We start from the raw sequence: 17063 nt of genomic DNA on the forward strand, positions 1-17063 counted from the left end.
GACACATCCAGAAGTTGTTCCGCGCGGGCTCGCCTTCGGTCGTGCTATTGACCAGCCTCGCCCCCCTGCTAGCTACCCTTGGCGTTACAGCCCCGACAGAACGGACCCCGAATGGCCGAGACCGACCAGAAGACCCCACTTTCGCCCGCACGCCGCTGGGCGGCTGCAGCCGTCCTGCTGCTGGCGAATTTCATGAACCTGATCGACATCACGATCGTCAATGTCGCCCTGCCTTCGATGAAGAACGAGCTGGCAGCCCCGCCGAACCTGATCGAGTGGATCGTCGCGGGCTACACCTTCTCTTTCGCGATCCTGCTGCTGCCGGCGGGACGGATGGGCGACCTCTTGGGGCGGCGCAAGCTGTTCGTCTCGGGCATCGCGCTGTTCACCGCCGCCTCGCTGGTCTGCGGCATCGCGCCGGGGATCGGGACGCTGGTGAGCGCGCGCATCGTGCAGGGCGTGGGCGCTGCGATCATGACGCCGCAGACGCTGGCGCTGGTGCCGCGCCTATTCCCGCCCGAGCAACGCGGCGCGGCCTTCGGCCTGTTCGCGCTGACCGCCGGGCTGGCCTCGGTCGCGGGGCCGATCGTGGGCGGGTTGCTCCTGACCGCCGATATCTACGGGCTGGGCTGGCGTCCGATCTTCCTCGTGAACATTCCATTGGGCATCGCGGCCTTCATCGCCGCGCTGATGCTGGTGCCCAAGGGTCAGGGCAATCGCAAGCTGGGCATCGACAAGGTGGGCATCGCGATCGCAGCGGTGGCGACGCTGGCGCTTCTGTTCCCGCTGGTCGAAGCCCCGTCGATCGGCTGGCAGCTCTGGATGTATCCGATGGTGATCGCGGCACCGATCCTCGGCTGGGTCTTCATCCGCTGGCAGCGGCATCAGGAAGAACGCAACGCGCCCCAGCTTCTGCCGATGCGGCTGCTGCGCTCGGGCTCCTTCCTGTCGGGGAGCCTTCTGAACGCCGCGCTGTTCACCGCGGTGCCGAGCTATTTCTTCACCATGGCGCTTTATCTTCAGGCGGGTTACGGGCTCACGCCCCTGCAATCGGGGCTGACGACGACGCCCTTCCCGCTTGGCGTGCTGCTCGCCTCGGCCACGACCGGCTGGTTCGGGTCGCGCTGGGTCCGCTGGCGCGTGATGGGCGGCGGCATTCTCATCGCGACGGGCTTCGCAGGGCAGCTCTGGGCGATCTGGACGATGGGCGACACGATCAGCTGGTGGCGCATGGCGCCGTGGTTCTTCTTTGGCGGCTTTGGCCTGGGCAACACCGTCTCGCCGCTGTTTCAGGTCTCGCTCTCGGCGGCGGATAGTAACGACAGCGGCTCGGCCTCGGGCGCGGTGCAAGCGATCCGGCAGGTCGGCATCTCCTTCGGAATCGCGATCATGGGCGGGATCTTTTTCGGCATGCTGGGCGGCGCGGAACCGGGCGACCACGAAGCCTATCGCGGCGCGATGATGTCGGCGATCGGCTACGCAATGGTCATCGCGAGCGTGGTGATCCTCACACCGTGGTCCACGCCGATGAAGATCGAGCGCGCCAAAGACTGAGCGGGCGGCGCCCCTGCGCCGTCCCCTTCCTGCCTCGCACGCGATGACATGATCGTGCGCCACAACTGTCACGCGGCCCTCGCCCCGAGCGCCGCGCGCCCCATCTACCCAACCCAGAGGGGCCGTCCGAACCTGGCCCCGCAAAAGATGCGAAAGGAGCGATCCATGCGTTACAGACCTCTTGGCCCCAGCGGCCTTCTCGTCTCGGAACTTTGCCTCGGCACGATGACCTTCGGCGGCTCGGAGGGCATGTGGGGCCAGATCGGCCAGCTACGTCAGGACGATGCCGACGGCCTCGTGAAAACTGCGGTGGACGCGGGCATCAACTTCATCGACACCGCGAATGTCTATGCCGGCGGCGAGAGCGAGCGCATCCTCGGTCAGAGCCTGCGCAATCTCGGCATCGCGCGCGACGAGGTGGTGATCGCGACCAAGGTGCTCGGCCCGATGGGCGAGGGCATCAACCAGCGCGGTGCCTCGCGCTATCACATCATGGAGCAGTGCAAGCAGAGCCTCGAGCGGCTGCAGCTCGACCATATCGACCTCTACCAGATCCACGGCTTCGACCCGATGACGCCGATCTCGGAGACGCTGGAGGCGCTGACCACGCTCGTGCAGCATGGCCATGTCCGCTATATCGGCCTGTCGAACTGGGCCGCGTGGCAGGTGATGAAAGCAGTGGGCATCGCCGAGGCGCGCAAGCTCGCCCCGATCCTGTCGCTGCAGGCCTATTACACGATCGCCGGGCGCGATCTGGAGCGCGAAGTGGTGCCGATGCTGCGCGACACCGACATGGGCCTGATGGTCTGGAGCCCGCTGGCGGGCGGTCTGCTGTCCGGCAAATACGACCGTGACGGCAAAGGCTCCGACGGGCGTCGCGCCAATTTCGACTTCCCGCCGGTCGAGAAGGACCGCGCCCATGACGTGATCGACGCGATGCGTCCGATGGCCGAGAAGCGCGATGCGAGTGTCGCGCAGATCGCGCTGGCATGGCTTCTGCATCAGGAGGTCGTCACCAGCGTCATCGTCGGTGCGAAGCGCAAGGACCAGCTGACCGACAACATCGCCGCGACCGAGATCACGCTCGAGGCAGAAGAGCTGGAGACCCTCGACAAGGTGAGCGCCCTGCCCGCCGAATATCCGGGCTGGATGCTGGAGCGTCAGGGCGGCTACCGCCAGCGCTAAACACGAAGCGAACCGATCGGCGCGCCCGGGCGGGTGTTGGCTTGGCCAACCCTGCCTTGGCGCGCCTTTTCATGTCTGCGACCGAAGCCGCAATCGATGCACGCTTACGTCGCGGCCTCAAATCGGTTCACTTTTTCATGGACCTCAAAAGACACAGAGTGCGTTGAGCGGGAAAGCATTTACCAAGGAGAGTTCCTTTGGCACATTCCCGCTCAGCATCACGACCACGCAGCATCCTGATTGTTCTAGGGGCGTTGATCGGCGCCGCCATCGCGATCTGGAATTACGTCACCCCCCTGACCGGCGTGACCGGCACATTCGGCGCGGGGCTGGTGATCGCCTCCTCCATTTTGATCGCCCTCGCAGGGATCGTGATCCAGATGACCGAACCGGGAGCGATCCGCACGATCCTGCGCGTCCTCGTCGCGCTCGGCCTGCTGGGTACCGCGGCGGCCGCCTATTTCCTCCACGAATGGTGGCTGATCGCGGCGATGGGCGTCGTGCTGATCGGCCTCATCTACGACATCGCCTCGAGCCGGGGCGCGCGTTCGAAAGGAGCCTACGCATGAACCGCAAGACCGTCTCGCTCGCCTTCGCCCTCGCCTTCTTTGCTGCCGCCGGGTATGCGCAGGACACGACCGCGACCGACAGCACCGCAACCGACAACACGACCCAACCCGCAGCCGATAGCGGCACCGCGAACTCGACCGACAGCGGTACTTCGGCAACGACGGATACCAGCACGCAATCGGACACCTCCGGCACGGGGACGGGCGCCAGCACGAGCACCGATACCGGCACCACGGCGGACACTGCCACCCAGTCGGACAGTCAGAGCGGCACCGATCAACAAACCAACGATCCCGCGGCCAACGAGGACACCCCTCCCGGTCCCGACGCCAATGCCGATCAGCCCAAGCCCGTCGCCGATAGCGTGGCTCAGCCGATGATCGCCAGCAGCTCGCGCGAGCGTAACGGCACCCCGCTGGTGCCCGAGCAGCCCGTCTGGAATAGTTTCCACGGACAGCTCTCCGCACAGAAATATTCGCCGCTGACCCAGATCAACCCGGACAACGTGGGCGATCTGGAGAAGGTCTGGCAGGTCCATACCGGCGACGTCTCGGACGGTTCGGGCGACAAACCCGCCACCGTCTGGTCGGCCACGCCGATCTTTGCCAATGACACGCTCTATATCGGCACGCCCTTCTATCGCGTGCTGGCGCTCGACCCCGCCACCGGCGAGCCGAAATGGGCCTTCGACACGAAATCCAAGCTGGAGGCGCTGACCCAGCCCGCGCTGAAGAACCGTGGCGTCGCCTATTGGCAGGCCGAGAACCCGGTCGCGGGCAAGGTCTGTCAGAAGATCGTCTATATCGGCACGATGGATGCGCAGCTCTTCGCGCTCGACGCCGATACCGGCAAGCCCTGCACCGATTTCGGCAAGGATGGCGTGCTGGACGTGAACCAGTGGAACACGGTCAACGACCGCTTCCCGCTGTCGGTTCTGCAGCCGCCGACGGTTGCAGGCAATCACCTGATCCTCGGCTGGGCCGGTCAGGACTGGGAATGGGCCGAAGCTCCTCCCGGTGCGGTCTTCTCGGTCGATGCGCAGACCGGCAAACTGCAATGGTCCTTCGAGACCCTGCCCGAAAACATCCGCCGCAAGACCGGCACCGCGAACGTCTGGACCGCGATGTCCGTCGATCCGGGCCTGAACATGGTCTATCTGCCGGTGGCTTCGCCCTCGCCGAACTATTGGGGCGGCAACCGGACCGAGCAGATCCCTTACGCCACCTCGACCACCGCGCTCGATCTCGACACGGGCAAGGTCGTCTGGTCGCGTCAGTGGGTGCACCACGACATCTGGGATTACGACATCAACTCCGCCCCGACGCTGATGGACATCACCGTCGACGGCAAGGAAATCCCGGCGCTGATGCAGGGCACCAAGATGGGCTTCCTGTTCGTCGTGAACCGCGAGACCGGCGAAGACGTCTGGCCGATCGAGGAACGCCCGGTTCCGCAAGGCGACGGCACCGTGAAAGGCGAAGTCTATGCCAAGACCCAGCCCTTCCCGACCAAACCCGCGCCGCTTCTCGACCAGTCGAAGAAGCCAGAGGTATGGGGTATTGCCGATCTCGTTTCGGGCGGCGCTTGCTCGGAGCTTTTCGACAACCTCACCTATGAGGGGATGTATACCCCGCCGACCACCAAGGGCGAAGGCACGCTGGCCTATCCCGACAGTGCGGGCGGCGTGCAATGGGGCGGCGTGGCCTTCGATCCCGACGCGCAGATCGCGGTCGTGAACACGAGCCACATCGTGCAGTACATCAAGCTCTGGGAGCGCCAGGACTACGAGCAGAACGCCGGTGGTTCGGGCAACGAGAACGGCTTCTACCCGCAGAAAGGCGCGCCCTACGGCATGAGCTTGGGCAACGCGCTGAACTCGCTCGGGATGCCGTGCTGGAAACCGCCGTTTGGCGAGTTGGTCGCGATCGACATGCATACCGGCGACGTGAAATGGCGCAAGCCGCTCGGCAGCTCGCAGAAATACGGGTTCTTCATGCCCGAGAGCATGGGCTCGCCCACGATCGGCGGTCCGGCGGTGACCAAGTCGGGTCTGATCTTCATCGGGGCCACGATGGATGCCAAGGCGCGCGCCTATGACATCCAGACCGGCAAGGAGCTGTGGTCCTCGCAGCTCGAAGCCCCGGTCGTCGCGAACCCGGCGATCTACGAGTACAAAGGGCGCGAATACGTGGCCTTCATCTCGGGCGGCAACTCGATCCTGAAGCCCACCGTGGGCGATCTGGTGGCCGTCTACGCGCTGCCGGAGAACTGATCGCGGCGTAAACACATCGCGGGCGGCGTGGCATCAACCACGCCCCCGCCCCTGACGCGCACCGCGTCCGCGAAGCCCTCACCGCAACGTGAGGGTTTTCTCGCAGGAACCGTTCCGCGCGCGCGGTGTTCCCCATTAAGCTGGTTTGAACGCCCGCCTCCCCAGACGGCTGCGCCAAACCTGAATTCCGGACAAGGGGGACCCCATGAAGGTTTCATTTCACGTCAATGGCGAGGCCCGCGCGCTTGACCTCGACCCGCGGGTGACGCTGCTCGACGCACTGCGCGACCATCTCGAACTCACCGGCTCGAAAAAGGGCTGCGATCATGGCCAATGCGGCGCCTGCACGGTGCTTGTCGACGGGCGGCGGGTGAACTCCTGCCTCAGCCTCGCGGTGATGCATGAAGGCTCCGAGATCACCACCATCGAAGGGCTCGGCACGCCCGAAAATCTCAACCCGCTGCAACAGGAATTCGTCTCCTGCGACGGCTACCAGTGCGGCTATTGCACGCCAGGGCAGATCATGTCGGCAACCGGGATGCTGGCCGAAGCTGCCGAAGGCGCGCCCAGCCATGTCAGCGACAGCCTCACCGGCAAGTCCGAGCTGAGCGATGCCGAGATTGCCGAGCGGATGAGCGGCAACCTCTGCCGCTGCTCGGCCTATCCCTTCATCCGCGAGGCCATCTCGCGCGTGGCCGAAGCGGAGGAGAAGTAATGAGACCTTTCGACTATCTTCGCGCAAACGCACTCGATGACGCGGCCTCCAAGGCGGGTGACGGCGCGCAGTTCATCGCGGGCGGGACCAACCTGCTGGACCTGATGAAACTGCAGGTGATGACCCCCGAGACGGTCATCGACATCAACGCTATCGACGGGCTGGACAAGATCGAGCCGCATGAGGGTGGGCTGAAGATCGGCACGCTGGTGCGCAATGCCGACCTTGCCGCCGATCCGCAGGTGCGCCGCGCCTATCCGGTTCTGTCGCGCGCTCTGCTGGCGGGCGCATCGGGCCAGATCCGCAACAAGGCGACCACGGGCGGCAACCTGCTGCAACGCACGCGCTGCCCGTATTTCTACGACCCGGCGATGGCCTGCAACAAGCGCGACCCCGGCGCGGGCTGTGCCGCCAAGGGCGGTATCAGCCGCATGCTCGCAATCCTGGGCACCTCGGCCGCCTGCAGTGCCGCGCACCCCTCCGATATGGCGGTGGCGATGCGCGCGCTCGATGCGCAGGTGGAAATCCGTGGCACCGATGGAGCAACCCGCACCGTGGCGATGGACGAACTCTATCAGCTGCCCGGCGAAACGCCGGAAGTGGAGACGAGCCTGAAGCCGGGCGAGATCATCACCGCGGTGATCCTCCCTGCCCCGCAGGCGAACGCCACGCAAAGCTATCGCAAGATCCGCGACCGGGCGTCTTACGCCTTCGCGCTCGTCTCGGTCGCTGCCGTGGTCGAGATGGAGGGCGAAACGATCAAGACCGCCTCGCTCGCCTTCGGTGGCATCGGCGCGCGCCCTTGGGCGGATGCGCAAGTCAATGCGATGCTCGAAGGCGAAACCCCGTCGGAGGAACTGTTCGGCAAGGCCGCCGATACTCTTCTGGCCGAAGCGGTCACCGACGAGGGCAACGATTTCAAACGCGAAATGACCCGCCGCGCACTGATCGCGGTGATGCGCGAGGCGACGGGCATGGCCCCGGCCTCGACCGGAACGGACAAGGTGGAGGCGCTGGCATGAGCGACACGTTCACGATGGATGAAGCGCAGCCGCGGCTGCTCGACGAAACCAAACAGGGTCTGGTGGGCGCGCCGCTCGACCGTCCCGAGGGCAAGCTGAAAGTGACCGGCACCGCGACCTATGCGGCCGAATTCAAGCCCGAAGGCATGGTGCATGGCGTGATGCTGCGCGCTACGATCACGCGCGGCAAGGTCACCGGCTTTGATGAGACGGAGGCGAAGAAGCTCCCCGGCTATCTGGGCCTGTTCCACGGCCCGGAATTCGTGCGCAACCCGGCGCAGGGCATGGCAGGCGCCGCGCCGGTGCAGCCCGGCGACCGCGTCGATTATCACGGTCAGCCCATCGGGCTCGTGGTCGCGGAAAGTTTCGAGACCGCGCGCGACGCCGCCGCCCGGATCAAGATCAGCTACGAGCAGAACCCCGGCGCGCCGGTCGATCCGGCAGGCGTGGAGCTCGAGCTGAACGAAGATCGCGAAAGCATCCAGGGCGATCTCGACGCCGCGATGGAGAAGGCCGCGCAATCGGTCGATCTCGAATACATCACCGCCGGTCACGTCGCTGCGGCGATGGAACCCCATGCGGGTATCGCCGAGTGGAAGGACGGTCGCCTCGTTCTACATGGCTCGCTGCAAATGGTCCGTTTCAACAAAGAGGAGTTGGCCGATGCGGTTGGCATCGAGTCCGACAAGGTCCATATCCTCGCGCCCTATGTGGGCGGCGGGTTCGGCTCCAAGCTGGGCATTTCCTCCGAGCATGTCGCGGCGGCGCTTGCCGCGCGCGAACTCGACCGTCCGGTGCGTATCGTGCTGAGCCGTCAGACCGTCTTCGATGCCGTGCTGCGCCGCACCGAGACGTGGCAGCGCCTGCGCCTTGCGGCGGACGCGAGCGGCAAGCTGACCGGGATCGGCCATGAGGACCGCGTGTCCAATCTCGAAGAGGAAGCCTTCTCCGAACCGGTCAACGCCGCGAGCCGCTTCATGTATGGCGCACCCAACCGGGTCATGCGTCAACATATCTCGCGCAATCACCGCACGCCTACGGGTTCGGTCCGCGCGCCGGGCGAGGCGGTTGGCACCTTCGCGCTGGAAACCGCGATGGATGAGCTGGCCGAGAAGCTGGGCCTCTGCCCGGTGGAACTGCGCCTGCGCAACATCCCCGAAAAGCACCCCGACACCGGTCAGGCCTACTCGGCCCGCGCTCTGGAAGACAGCCTGCGCGAAGGCGCGAAACGCTTCGGCTGGGATCAACGCCCCGAGACCGGAACGCGTCGCGAAGGCGAATGGCTGATCGGCATGGGCGTCGCGGCTGCGGGGCGGGCGAACTTCCTCGTGCCGTCGGCGGCGCGCGTCACGCTCAGCGCGGATGGCGCTCTGGTCGAGACCGACATGACCGATATCGGCACCGGCAGCTACGCGATCCTCGGCCAGATCGCGGGCGAGATGCTGGGCCTGCCGATCGACAAGGTTTCGGTCCATCTGGCCGATAGCGACCTGCCGGGGGCCTCCGGGTCCGGTGGCTCCTTCGGGGCGTCGTCGTCGGGCTCCTCGGTGTTCCTCGCCGCACGCAAGATCCGCGAGCAGCTTGCCGACAAGCTCGGCTGCAAGTTCGAAGAGTTGAGCCTTGGCAATGGCGAGGTTTCGGGCGGCGGCAAGACCGCGAAACTGGTCGATTTGCTGAGCGATCCGATCAGCGCCGAGGGCAAGATCGAAGGCGGCAAAACCGCCAAGAGCCATTTCTCTGCGGGCTTCGGCGCGCATTTCGCCGAAGTCGCGGTGAACGAGGTCTCGGGCGAGGTGCGCGTGCGCCGGATGCTCGGCGTTCTCGGCATCGGCCGCGTGCTCAACGAGAAGACCGCGCGCAGCCAGGCCGTCGGCGGCATGGTCTGGGGCGTCGGCTCTGCACTGCACGAAGAGCTTGGCCACGATCCGCGGACCGGCCATATCGTCACGCGCAATCTGGCGAATTATCACGTCCCGTCGCACGCGGATATCCCGCGCGAGATGGAGGTGGTCTTCCTGCCCGAGCGCGATGACGAAGCCAACCCAATCCAATCCAAAGGCGTGGGCGAGCTTGGCATCTCGGGCGCAGGGGCTGCGGTGATCAACGCAATCCATAACGCGACGGGCGTGCGGCTATACGACTATCCGGCCACGCCCGACAAAGTTCTCAAGGGGTTTGCCAATGGACGGTAGTCCGCTTCGCCAGCGTGCGCGTGTGGAGACCCGGTTGGGCATGGCGGAAATGCCACTGCCCGCGCCGGGACGGCTGGCCGCGCTGGCCATTCTTACACGGATCGAGGGGGCGGGGTACCGCCCCCTCGGTGCTGCGATGAGCCTTGACGATCGGGGCGACATTCGCGGCCATCTCTCGGCGGGCTGCATCGATGCCGATATCGAACACCATCTGAACAAGGTCGCGCAGGACGGCTGCACCCGGCATCTGCGCTACGGCGAGGGCTCGCCTTTTATCGACCTCGTTCTGCCTTGTGGCGGGGCGCTCGACATCACGGTGATCCCTGCCCCGCCCGTCGCCGATCAGGAGCGCATGGCCGAAGCGATTGACGCTCGGATGCCGCTGTCGCTGCACCTGTCGGGCACGCAGGGCACCCTGACACTCGAGCCCCAACCCGAGACCGATCTGAGCCTGCACCTCGTACCCGAGCCGCGTTTCGTGATCTTCGGCACCGGCGTCGAGGCGGAAACCTTTGCGCAGCTCGCCGCGGGCGCAGGCTATCAGGCCGATCTCATCATGCCCGATCCAGTAAGTCTGCCCGGCGTGACGAGCCACGAATTCCGGCGCAGCAATCCGCTTGGGGACATCACGCCCGACCCGCGCATGGCGGCGCTTTTGTTCTTCCACGATCACGACCGGGAAATCCCGATCCTCGCGCAGCTTCTGGAAAGCGACGCGTTCTTCATCGGCGCGCAGGGCAGCCGCCGCACGGCGCGCCAGCGCGCGGTGGCGCTGCGTCGCAAGGGGCTGTCGGAGGCCGCGATTTCGCGGCTGCGCGGCCCGGTCGGCCTGATCGAACAGGCACGCGAGCCGCGGCTCTTGGCGGTCTCGGTGCTGGCCGAAGTGCTGCAACTGGCGCAGGTCTGAGACTTGGCGCGCAAGATCATGGGCGTGGTCCTGGCGGCAGGCGCGTCGCGGCGCTTCGGCGCGCGGGATAAGCTGGCCGCGCGCGCGGACGGAGAGGCTGCGCTTGTGCTGCGGTCCGCGAAGACGCTCCGGGGTCTCGGGCTTTATAAACGCGCCGCGATCACCCGCAGCCCCCGGCTTCCCAAAGAGCTGCGTGGCGCGGGGCTCGACTTTCTCTGCATCGGAGCGGGTCGCGCCCAGAGCGCGAGCCTGCACCGCGCGATCCACGCCGCTCAAGCCAGTGGCGCGAGCCATCTGCTGATTGTTCTCGGCGATATGCCCGAGGTCTCTCGCACGCATCTACGCCAGCTTCTCAGGACACCCGGCCCCCACCCGATGATGGCGACCTCGGACGGTCGCCTCGCGCCGCCAGCGCTGATCCCGCGCAGGCTGTTCGGCGCGGCTCTGCGGCTGACGGGCGACCGGGGCGCCGGGGCTTTGCTGCGTCGCACGCCTGATCTGCGGCGGGTGCCGCTGCCACCTGGAACCCTCCGCGATATCGACCGACCCGAGGATTTTCACAACGCCCCACAATAGGCGCGCGGAACGGGAACTGCGCCGATACGCCCGGCGTTTTCGCTCCATGAAAGACCTGCCCGATCTCGTCTACTATCCCGATGACCGACCCGGCATCACGCGCAGGCGTTGCGGGCGCGGGTTTTCCTATGTGGCCCCTGACGGGACGACCATCGCGCGCGGCACAGAGCGCAAACGGATCGAGGCACTGGCCGTGCCGCCCGCCTATGAAGATGTCTGGATTTGCCCGCGGCAGAACGGCCATCTGCAGGCGACGGGCCGCGACGCGCGGGCGCGCAAGCAATATCGCTACCATCCCGACTGGACCGAGTTTCGGTCGCAGAGGAAGTTCAACCGGCTCGCGGAATTCGGCACCGTCCTGCCGCGTCTGCGCCGGGCGATCCTGAGCGATCTGCGCGGCCATGATCCCGGGGATCGGGCCTTCGCGCTGGCCGCAGTTCTGGCTCTGCTGGACCGCGCCGCGATCCGCGTCGGCAATGCCGATTACGCTCGCGAGAACCGCAGCTTCGGCGCGACCACGCTGCGCGGCGCGCATATGACGCTCGACGGCGGCACGCTGCGGCTGGCCTTCACCGGCAAGGGCGGCACGAAGATCGAAAGCGAGCTGCGCGACAGGACGTTGGAGCGCGCGCTGACGCAGCTCGACGATCTGCCCGGGGCAGAGCTGATCACATGGATCGACGAGGATGGCGACCCGCATTCGGTACGCTCGGAGGAGGTAAACGCCTTCCTCGCCGACCGTACCGGCGCCGAGGGGCTGACCGCTAAGACCTTCCGCACGTGGAACGGATCGGCGGCAGCCTTGGAGGCCGCGCTGCGTCAGGCGGATGACGGGCGGGTGACGATCAAGGCGATGGCAGAGGCCGCCTCTGAGCGACTGCACAACACGCCCACGATCGCGCGCAACTCCTACATCCACCCGCAGGTGATCGCGCTGAGCGAGGCGGAGCCGGAAGCGCTTGTCGCTCTTGCGCAAACTGCGCCTGCGGTCGACGGGCTGCGCAAGGTCGAGGCGCAACTTCTGCACCTTCTCGACGGCGGCATGCGCTGAGCGCGCCGCTCACGCAACCTCACATTGAAGCGCGAAATCGCGAGCCGCGCGTGATCCGCATCGCCATATCTCCCGTATCCCCTGCACGATCCACCACCGGATCTGCCCACGATCCAACACAGGGAGAAAGAGAATGCTGAGAAGAACCTTCATGGCCGCAGTGCTCGCCGGTACCGCACTCGTTTCCGCCCCCGCCCATGCCGACAATCATGGCGGAATGGATATCGTCGACACCGCCGTGAACGCTGGCAGCTTCGAGACGCTCGTGGCCGCGGTGCAGGCCGCCGGTCTCGTCGAGACGCTCAAGGGCGAAGGCCCCTTCACCGTCTTCGCCCCCACGGACGAGGCCTTTGCAGCCCTGCCCGAAGGCACTGTCGACGACCTGCTCAAACCCGAGAACAAGGACAAGCTGACGTCGATCCTCACCTATCACGTCGTGCCCGGCAAAGTGATGTCCGGCGATCTGAGCGACGGGATGATGGCCAAGACCGTGCAGGGCTCGGAAGTCATGGTGAAAACCGACCCCGCCGTGATGGTCGATGAAGCCAGCGTCACGCAGGCCGATATCGAAGCCAGCAACGGCGTGATCCACGTGATCGACAAGGTGATCATGCCCAAGTGACGGGCTTGAGTAAAAGCCCCAAGTGACGGGGAGGTTTGCCGGAAGGTCCCCCTCACGGCAGACCGCTCCCGGGCCGTTCGCGCAGCTTCGGATGCGCGGGCGGTTTCTTTTTGGGACTGTCCGCGGGGCGCGCAGATCGGGGCGGGTCAGGCGTAAGAGCTCAGAAGGGTGCCGCTCCCGCTCGGATCGCCACCGCCGGGTACGATCTCGCTCTGGCTCGGCAGGTCATCTTCATGAATGACCGGCGCATCGGTCATCCGCGACAGGTTCTGCGCGATCGCCTCGATTGCGCTGTGGCACGCGTGATCGCCATTGTGCTTGGGCACAAAGATCCGCGTCAGATTGTGCGCCTGCATGATGTAGGACAGCACATGCGCGATCGAACCATGCTCCTCGGGATCGGACAGCGCCCCATCTTCATAGGTCAGGAACGACGCACAGATCGGCGTCGCGCCACAGGCACCGAGCCGGGCGATCAGCGCGCCACGCCCGCCGCCTTCCTGAGACAGGCAAACGATATGGGCACGGTCGCCCTTGAGAGCCTCGATGAACGCCCCATGGCAATCGAGATCGCAATTTCCGGGGTGGAGCATCAGAACGAGCGCGCCCTCCTCTGACGCGGTCGGCTCCATATTTCTAGACATCATGGTCATATCAGACCTCCTCCTTTGAAATAGAGCGATGCGCGCCGGGGTCGAATTCCCGGCCCTCTTCGCCGCGAAGCCATTCGGCGGCGCGTCCGGTAATGCGCAAAGCGGGTGTGCAGGCGGCGAGCTGATCGAGGAAGCTGCGCGCCCAGGCGCCGGTATCGGTCGCCTCCACCACCTTCAGGCAGGCGGCGTGGCGCGCCTGACGTTCCTTCAGCGGCATCGTCAGAGCGCGACGGATCGCCGTGGCGGTCTCGTCGACGTCATGCGGATTGACCAGCAACGCCTCGGTCATGTCCTCGGCGGCGCCCGCGAAGCGCGACAGCACCAGCACGCCCGGATCGTCCGGGTCCTGAGCGGCGACATATTCCTTCGCCACGAGGTTCATCCCATCGGCAAGCGGGGTCACAAGTGCCGCCCGTGCGCCGCGCAGCAGCCCCGCGATCTCATCGCGCGGCACCGGACGGTGCAGGAAGCGGATCGGCGCCCAATGGACCTCGCCGAAGCGCCCGTTCACCTGCCCCGCGATCTGCTGCAGATCGGCGGTGATCTCCTGATAGGCCCGCACGCTTTCGCGCGAGGGTGGCGCGATCTGCACCAGCGAGGCGCGCGGCCCCGTGTCGTAGGTCTCCAGATAGCGCTCGAACGCGCGAAAGCGTTGCGGCAAGCCCTTGGAGTAGTCGAGCCGGTCGACGCCGATGACATAGGCGTCTCCGAACAATTCGTGCGCGGGCGGCGGCGCGCAGTCCTGCGCCGCCCGGGCGAAGCTCTCAGCTGAAATGCCAATCGGGAAAGACCGGACGGACACCTCCTGCGCGCCGAATTTGATCGCGCCGTTGGGCAGCATTTCTGCCCGTGGGTCGGCGCGGAACATCTCGAGGCATCGCGCCACGTCAGCCCGCGTCTGCAGGCCGACCAGGTCGTAATGCGCCAGCCACCGCGCGAAGGCGGGCGGGTCGGGCAACACATCGAGATCGGTGATGTTGGGGAAAGGAATATGCAGGAAGAAGCCGATGCGGTTGGTCACCCCCAACCTGCGCAGCTCCTCCGCCAGCGGGAAGAAATGGTAGTCGTGAATCCAGATGTGGTCTTCCCGCGAGATCACCTCGGCCATCTGCTCCGCGATCCGGCGGTTCACGCGCAGGTAGCCTTCGTCGAAGCTGCGATTGATCTCGACCAGATCGGTGCGGTGATGCGCGATCGGCCAGAGCACGGAATTGGCGAAGCCCAGGTAATAGGCCGCGCGGTCTTCCTCGGTCAGACGGAAGGCGAGCTTGTCATATTGCGTCCCGCCCATATCGATGAGAGCGGACTCTTCCGGGCCCGTCTCGGGATGCGCACCGATCCAGATGCCGCCTTTCTCACGCAGCGCCTCGTGGAGCGCCACCACGAGCCCGCCCGAGGGCGTGGCCTCGGAAGGGATACGGTTGGACACGACGATGAGGCGGGCGGACATGACGAAAGAGACCTCCGAAATTGGGCGGCTGAATGGGTTTGTCCCTGTTGGGATATATCGCCCGAGCAACTCCTCCTTACGCATGGCAGTTCCTCTCTCTGAGGGCGAAAACGGCCTCTCAGCCGAAAAAAGTTCATATCTTTAACATAAGACAATCAACCGGCTCACCGGGATGCATTTTTTTACACATTTTCAATCTCTTCCGCGATGTTTTGTGACATCTCTCCCAGCTCGCGCGCTTACGGCGCCGGACACATGGCGGGTGACAATTTCTCCGCCGCGACGCGCTTTGGGCACGGAACCACGGCGCGGGCGACAGGTTGGCCTGTCACACGACACAAGCCGAGACGGAGAGCACCATGTCAGACCCCGGACCGCATCGCGCCGACCATGCGGACCCCAAGCCGGCCGGACTGCGCGCGAAGGCCTCGCGCGAGCGGATTACCTTCTGGCTGCCGATCGCGATCTTCGCGCTTCTGGTGCTGATCGCGCCCGATATCCTGCTGCTGGTCTTCGCGGGGCTTCTGGTCGCGGTCTTCCTGCGGATGGGCGGCAACGCCATCGCGCGCAGGCTGCACATCCGCGAAGGCTGGGGGCTCGCACTCTATTCGATCATATTGGTCTGCCTCGCGGTTCTGTTCTTTCTCTATGCCGCGCAGGGCCTGTCCGATCAGCTCGACCAGCTTACGACCGCCCTGCCCAAGGCGATGAAGCAGGTGCAGGACTTTATCGACTCGCATGGCTGGCTGCATTCGATCACGCGTTCGATCGACCTCGGCTCCATCGCCCCGTCGAGCAAGGGGGCCGCCACAACCGTCATGATGTCGATCGGCGTGATCGGGAACGCGATGCTGATCCTGTTCATCGGCGTCTACGGCGCGGTGGAGCCGCAATTGTACCGGCGCGGGATTGCAGCACTCTTCCCCGCCTCCAAGCGGGACTGGGTCGTCGCGAGCTTCGCGACCGGCTGGGCGGCGCTGTCGGGCTGGCTGTTTGCGCAACTGATCTCGATGACGGTGATCGGCCTGCTGACCTTTGTCGGGCTGTGGCTGCTGAACGTGCCGCTGGCGGCGATCCTTGCGATCCTTGCAGGACTTCTGACCTTCATTCCGAATATCGGGCCGGTCCTGTCGGCGATCCCCGCCTTGGCGATGGGCCTGACGGTCAGCCCGACGACGATGCTTTGGGTCGTGGTCCTCTACCTCGCGGTACAGGCGCTCGAGAGCAACCTGATCACGCCGCAGATTCAGGAAAAGGCGATGTCGCTGCCCCCGGCCCTGATTATCGCCTTCCAGCTTTTGATGGGGAGCTTCTTCGGTCTTCTCGGCCTTGCGCTGGCGACCCCGCTGCTGGCCGTTCTGATGATGATGACACGGCGCCACTACTTGCCGCTGATCAGGCCCGAGACCGCCTGACCGCACGCCCCTTTCCAACTTTCGGAGCCTCCCGTGACCATTTTCCTGATCTTCCTCGGCGCCGCCATCGTTGCGATCTCGCTTTGGGACATTCTGCTCTGCGCGCTTGGTGCGGGCCAGTCCGGCGCAATCTCGCTGGCCATCGCGCGGTTCGGCTTCAAGCGCATCCGCAGCTTCGGGCACACACGGCTCGCGCATCGCATCTGCGGCCCGGTGACGATGGCATGGCTCGGCGGCGTCTGGATCATCATGGTCGCCTTCGGATGGAGCCTGATCTTCTTCGCCGCGACCCGATCTCTGGAGACGACCAAGGGGCTCCCCGCGGCGAGCTTCGGTGACAGCCTCTCTTATGCGGGGCATCTGCTCTCGACGCTGGGTGGCGGCTACGCGACGCCCGCAGGCACCGGTTGGTCGCTGATCTCGGTCATCACGGGGGTGACAGGGATGCTGGTACTGACGCTCGCGGTAAGCTTCGTCTTCTCCACCACGCAGGCGGCGGCGCAGGGGCGTGCGGTCATGGCGCTGGCCGAGGTCTTCCCGCCCGGCTCCGACGAGTTCACCGGGCAGTTCCTGCCGCAATTATCAAGCTACGTGGCGCAGGTGAAATCCATCCCCATCGCGCTGTTCTATAGCACCGCGAGACCCGAGCGCCGCCTGCCGCGCGGCATCTATCGGCTCTGGCACGACGACCGGCTCACCGAGGACCAGCGCCGCGCGCTGCGGATCATCTTGCATGAATTTCCCGGGCTCGAAGGCGTCCCGCCCGAGCAGTTCGACGACACGCTTCTGCATTGGGCGAAGCGGCATGATCTGTGCCCGCAGGACATGACGCGCCGGGCGTGATGCGGTGCGTGTAGATGACCTGACGGCAAACGCGGC

At 65.7% G+C, this 17063-nt stretch carries 15 protein-coding genes; 13 read left to right on the forward strand and 2 right to left on the reverse strand.

Annotated elements, in window-relative coordinates; genetic code table 11:
• The first annotated feature begins 111 nt into the window (after positions 1-111).
• The 11 genes from F8R15_RS01700 to F8R15_RS01750 all read left to right on the forward strand — a co-directional run bounded on the left by F8R15_RS01700 (position 112) and on the right by F8R15_RS01750 (position 12666).
• Positions 112-1554, forward strand: a complete 1443-nt coding sequence (locus F8R15_RS01700) for an MFS transporter (RefSeq protein WP_152843111.1) — start codon at positions 112-114, stop codon at positions 1552-1554.
• Between the two features lie 165 nt (positions 1555-1719).
• Positions 1720-2739 carry an aldo/keto reductase gene (locus F8R15_RS01705; RefSeq protein ID WP_152843113.1) on the forward strand — a complete coding sequence of 340 codons (1020 nt, stop codon included), beginning with the start codon at positions 1720-1722 and terminating at the stop codon, positions 2737-2739.
• Positions 2740-2936: 197 nt separating this feature from the next.
• Entirely contained in the window at positions 2937-3308 is a 372-nt protein-coding gene (locus F8R15_RS01710; RefSeq protein ID WP_078569574.1) for a hypothetical protein, read from the forward strand.
• Positions 3305-5581, forward strand: a complete 2277-nt coding sequence (locus F8R15_RS01715; protein ID WP_253732316.1) for a pyrroloquinoline quinone-dependent dehydrogenase — start codon at positions 3305-3307, stop codon at positions 5579-5581. Before F8R15_RS01710 ends, F8R15_RS01715 begins: the two co-directional genes overlap by 4 nt.
• 205 nt (positions 5582-5786) lie before the next feature.
• Positions 5787-6296 carry a 2Fe-2S iron-sulfur cluster-binding protein gene (locus F8R15_RS01720; RefSeq protein WP_078599563.1) on the forward strand — a complete coding sequence of 170 codons (510 nt, stop codon included), beginning with the start codon at positions 5787-5789 and terminating at the stop codon, positions 6294-6296.
• Complete coding sequence (locus F8R15_RS01725; protein WP_152843115.1) at positions 6296-7318, forward strand: xanthine dehydrogenase family protein subunit M; 1023 nt, start codon at positions 6296-6298, stop codon at positions 7316-7318. Before F8R15_RS01720 ends, F8R15_RS01725 begins: the two co-directional genes overlap by 1 nt.
• Positions 7315-9510 (forward strand): xanthine dehydrogenase family protein molybdopterin-binding subunit, encoded by a 2196-nt coding sequence (locus F8R15_RS01730; RefSeq protein WP_152843117.1) that lies wholly within the window; start codon positions 7315-7317, stop codon positions 9508-9510. Before F8R15_RS01725 ends, F8R15_RS01730 begins: the two co-directional genes overlap by 4 nt.
• Positions 9500-10417: an XdhC family protein gene (locus tag F8R15_RS01735; RefSeq protein WP_152843119.1), complete on the forward strand. Its 918-nt coding sequence runs from the start codon at positions 9500-9502 to the stop codon at positions 10415-10417. Before F8R15_RS01730 ends, F8R15_RS01735 begins: the two co-directional genes overlap by 11 nt.
• 3 nt (positions 10418-10420) lie before the next feature.
• Positions 10421-10993 (forward strand): NTP transferase domain-containing protein, encoded by a 573-nt coding sequence (locus F8R15_RS01740; RefSeq protein WP_152843121.1) that lies wholly within the window; start codon positions 10421-10423, stop codon positions 10991-10993.
• Positions 10994-11039: 46 nt separating this feature from the next.
• On the forward strand, positions 11040-12044 hold the full coding sequence (locus F8R15_RS01745; protein WP_152843123.1) for a DNA topoisomerase IB: 1005 nt from the start codon (positions 11040-11042) through the stop codon (positions 12042-12044).
• A 133-nt stretch (positions 12045-12177) separates the two neighbouring features.
• Entirely contained in the window at positions 12178-12666 is a 489-nt protein-coding gene (locus F8R15_RS01750; protein WP_152843124.1) for a fasciclin domain-containing protein, read from the forward strand.
• 146 nt (positions 12667-12812) lie between these two features.
• On the opposite strand, the gene F8R15_RS01755 is transcribed toward F8R15_RS01750, so the two are convergent.
• Together F8R15_RS01755 and F8R15_RS01760 are read right to left on the reverse strand one after the other, a co-directional pair.
• A complete protein-coding gene (locus F8R15_RS01755; protein WP_152843125.1) occupies positions 12813-13319 on the reverse strand; it encodes a hypothetical protein in 507 nt (168 codons plus the stop codon).
• Position 13320: 1 nt separating this feature from the next.
• Positions 13321-14769, reverse strand: coding sequence for a trehalose-6-phosphate synthase (locus tag F8R15_RS01760; RefSeq protein WP_152843126.1), 1449 nt, complete (start codon positions 14767-14769; stop codon positions 13321-13323).
• Between the two features lie 359 nt (positions 14770-15128).
• On the opposite strand from F8R15_RS01760, the gene F8R15_RS01765 reads away from it, so the two are divergent.
• Together F8R15_RS01765 and F8R15_RS01770 are read left to right on the forward strand one after the other, a co-directional pair.
• Complete coding sequence (locus F8R15_RS01765; RefSeq protein WP_152843128.1) at positions 15129-16184, forward strand: AI-2E family transporter; 1056 nt, start codon at positions 15129-15131, stop codon at positions 16182-16184.
• 33 nt (positions 16185-16217) lie between these two features.
• A complete protein-coding gene (locus F8R15_RS01770; RefSeq protein WP_152843131.1) occupies positions 16218-17027 on the forward strand; it encodes a hypothetical protein in 810 nt (269 codons plus the stop codon).
• The last annotated feature ends 36 nt before the right edge of the window (positions 17028-17063 follow it).

Source organism: Thioclava sp. JE_KL1 (assembly GCF_009296265.1).
GTDB lineage: Bacteria > Pseudomonadota > Alphaproteobacteria > Rhodobacterales > Rhodobacteraceae > Thioclava.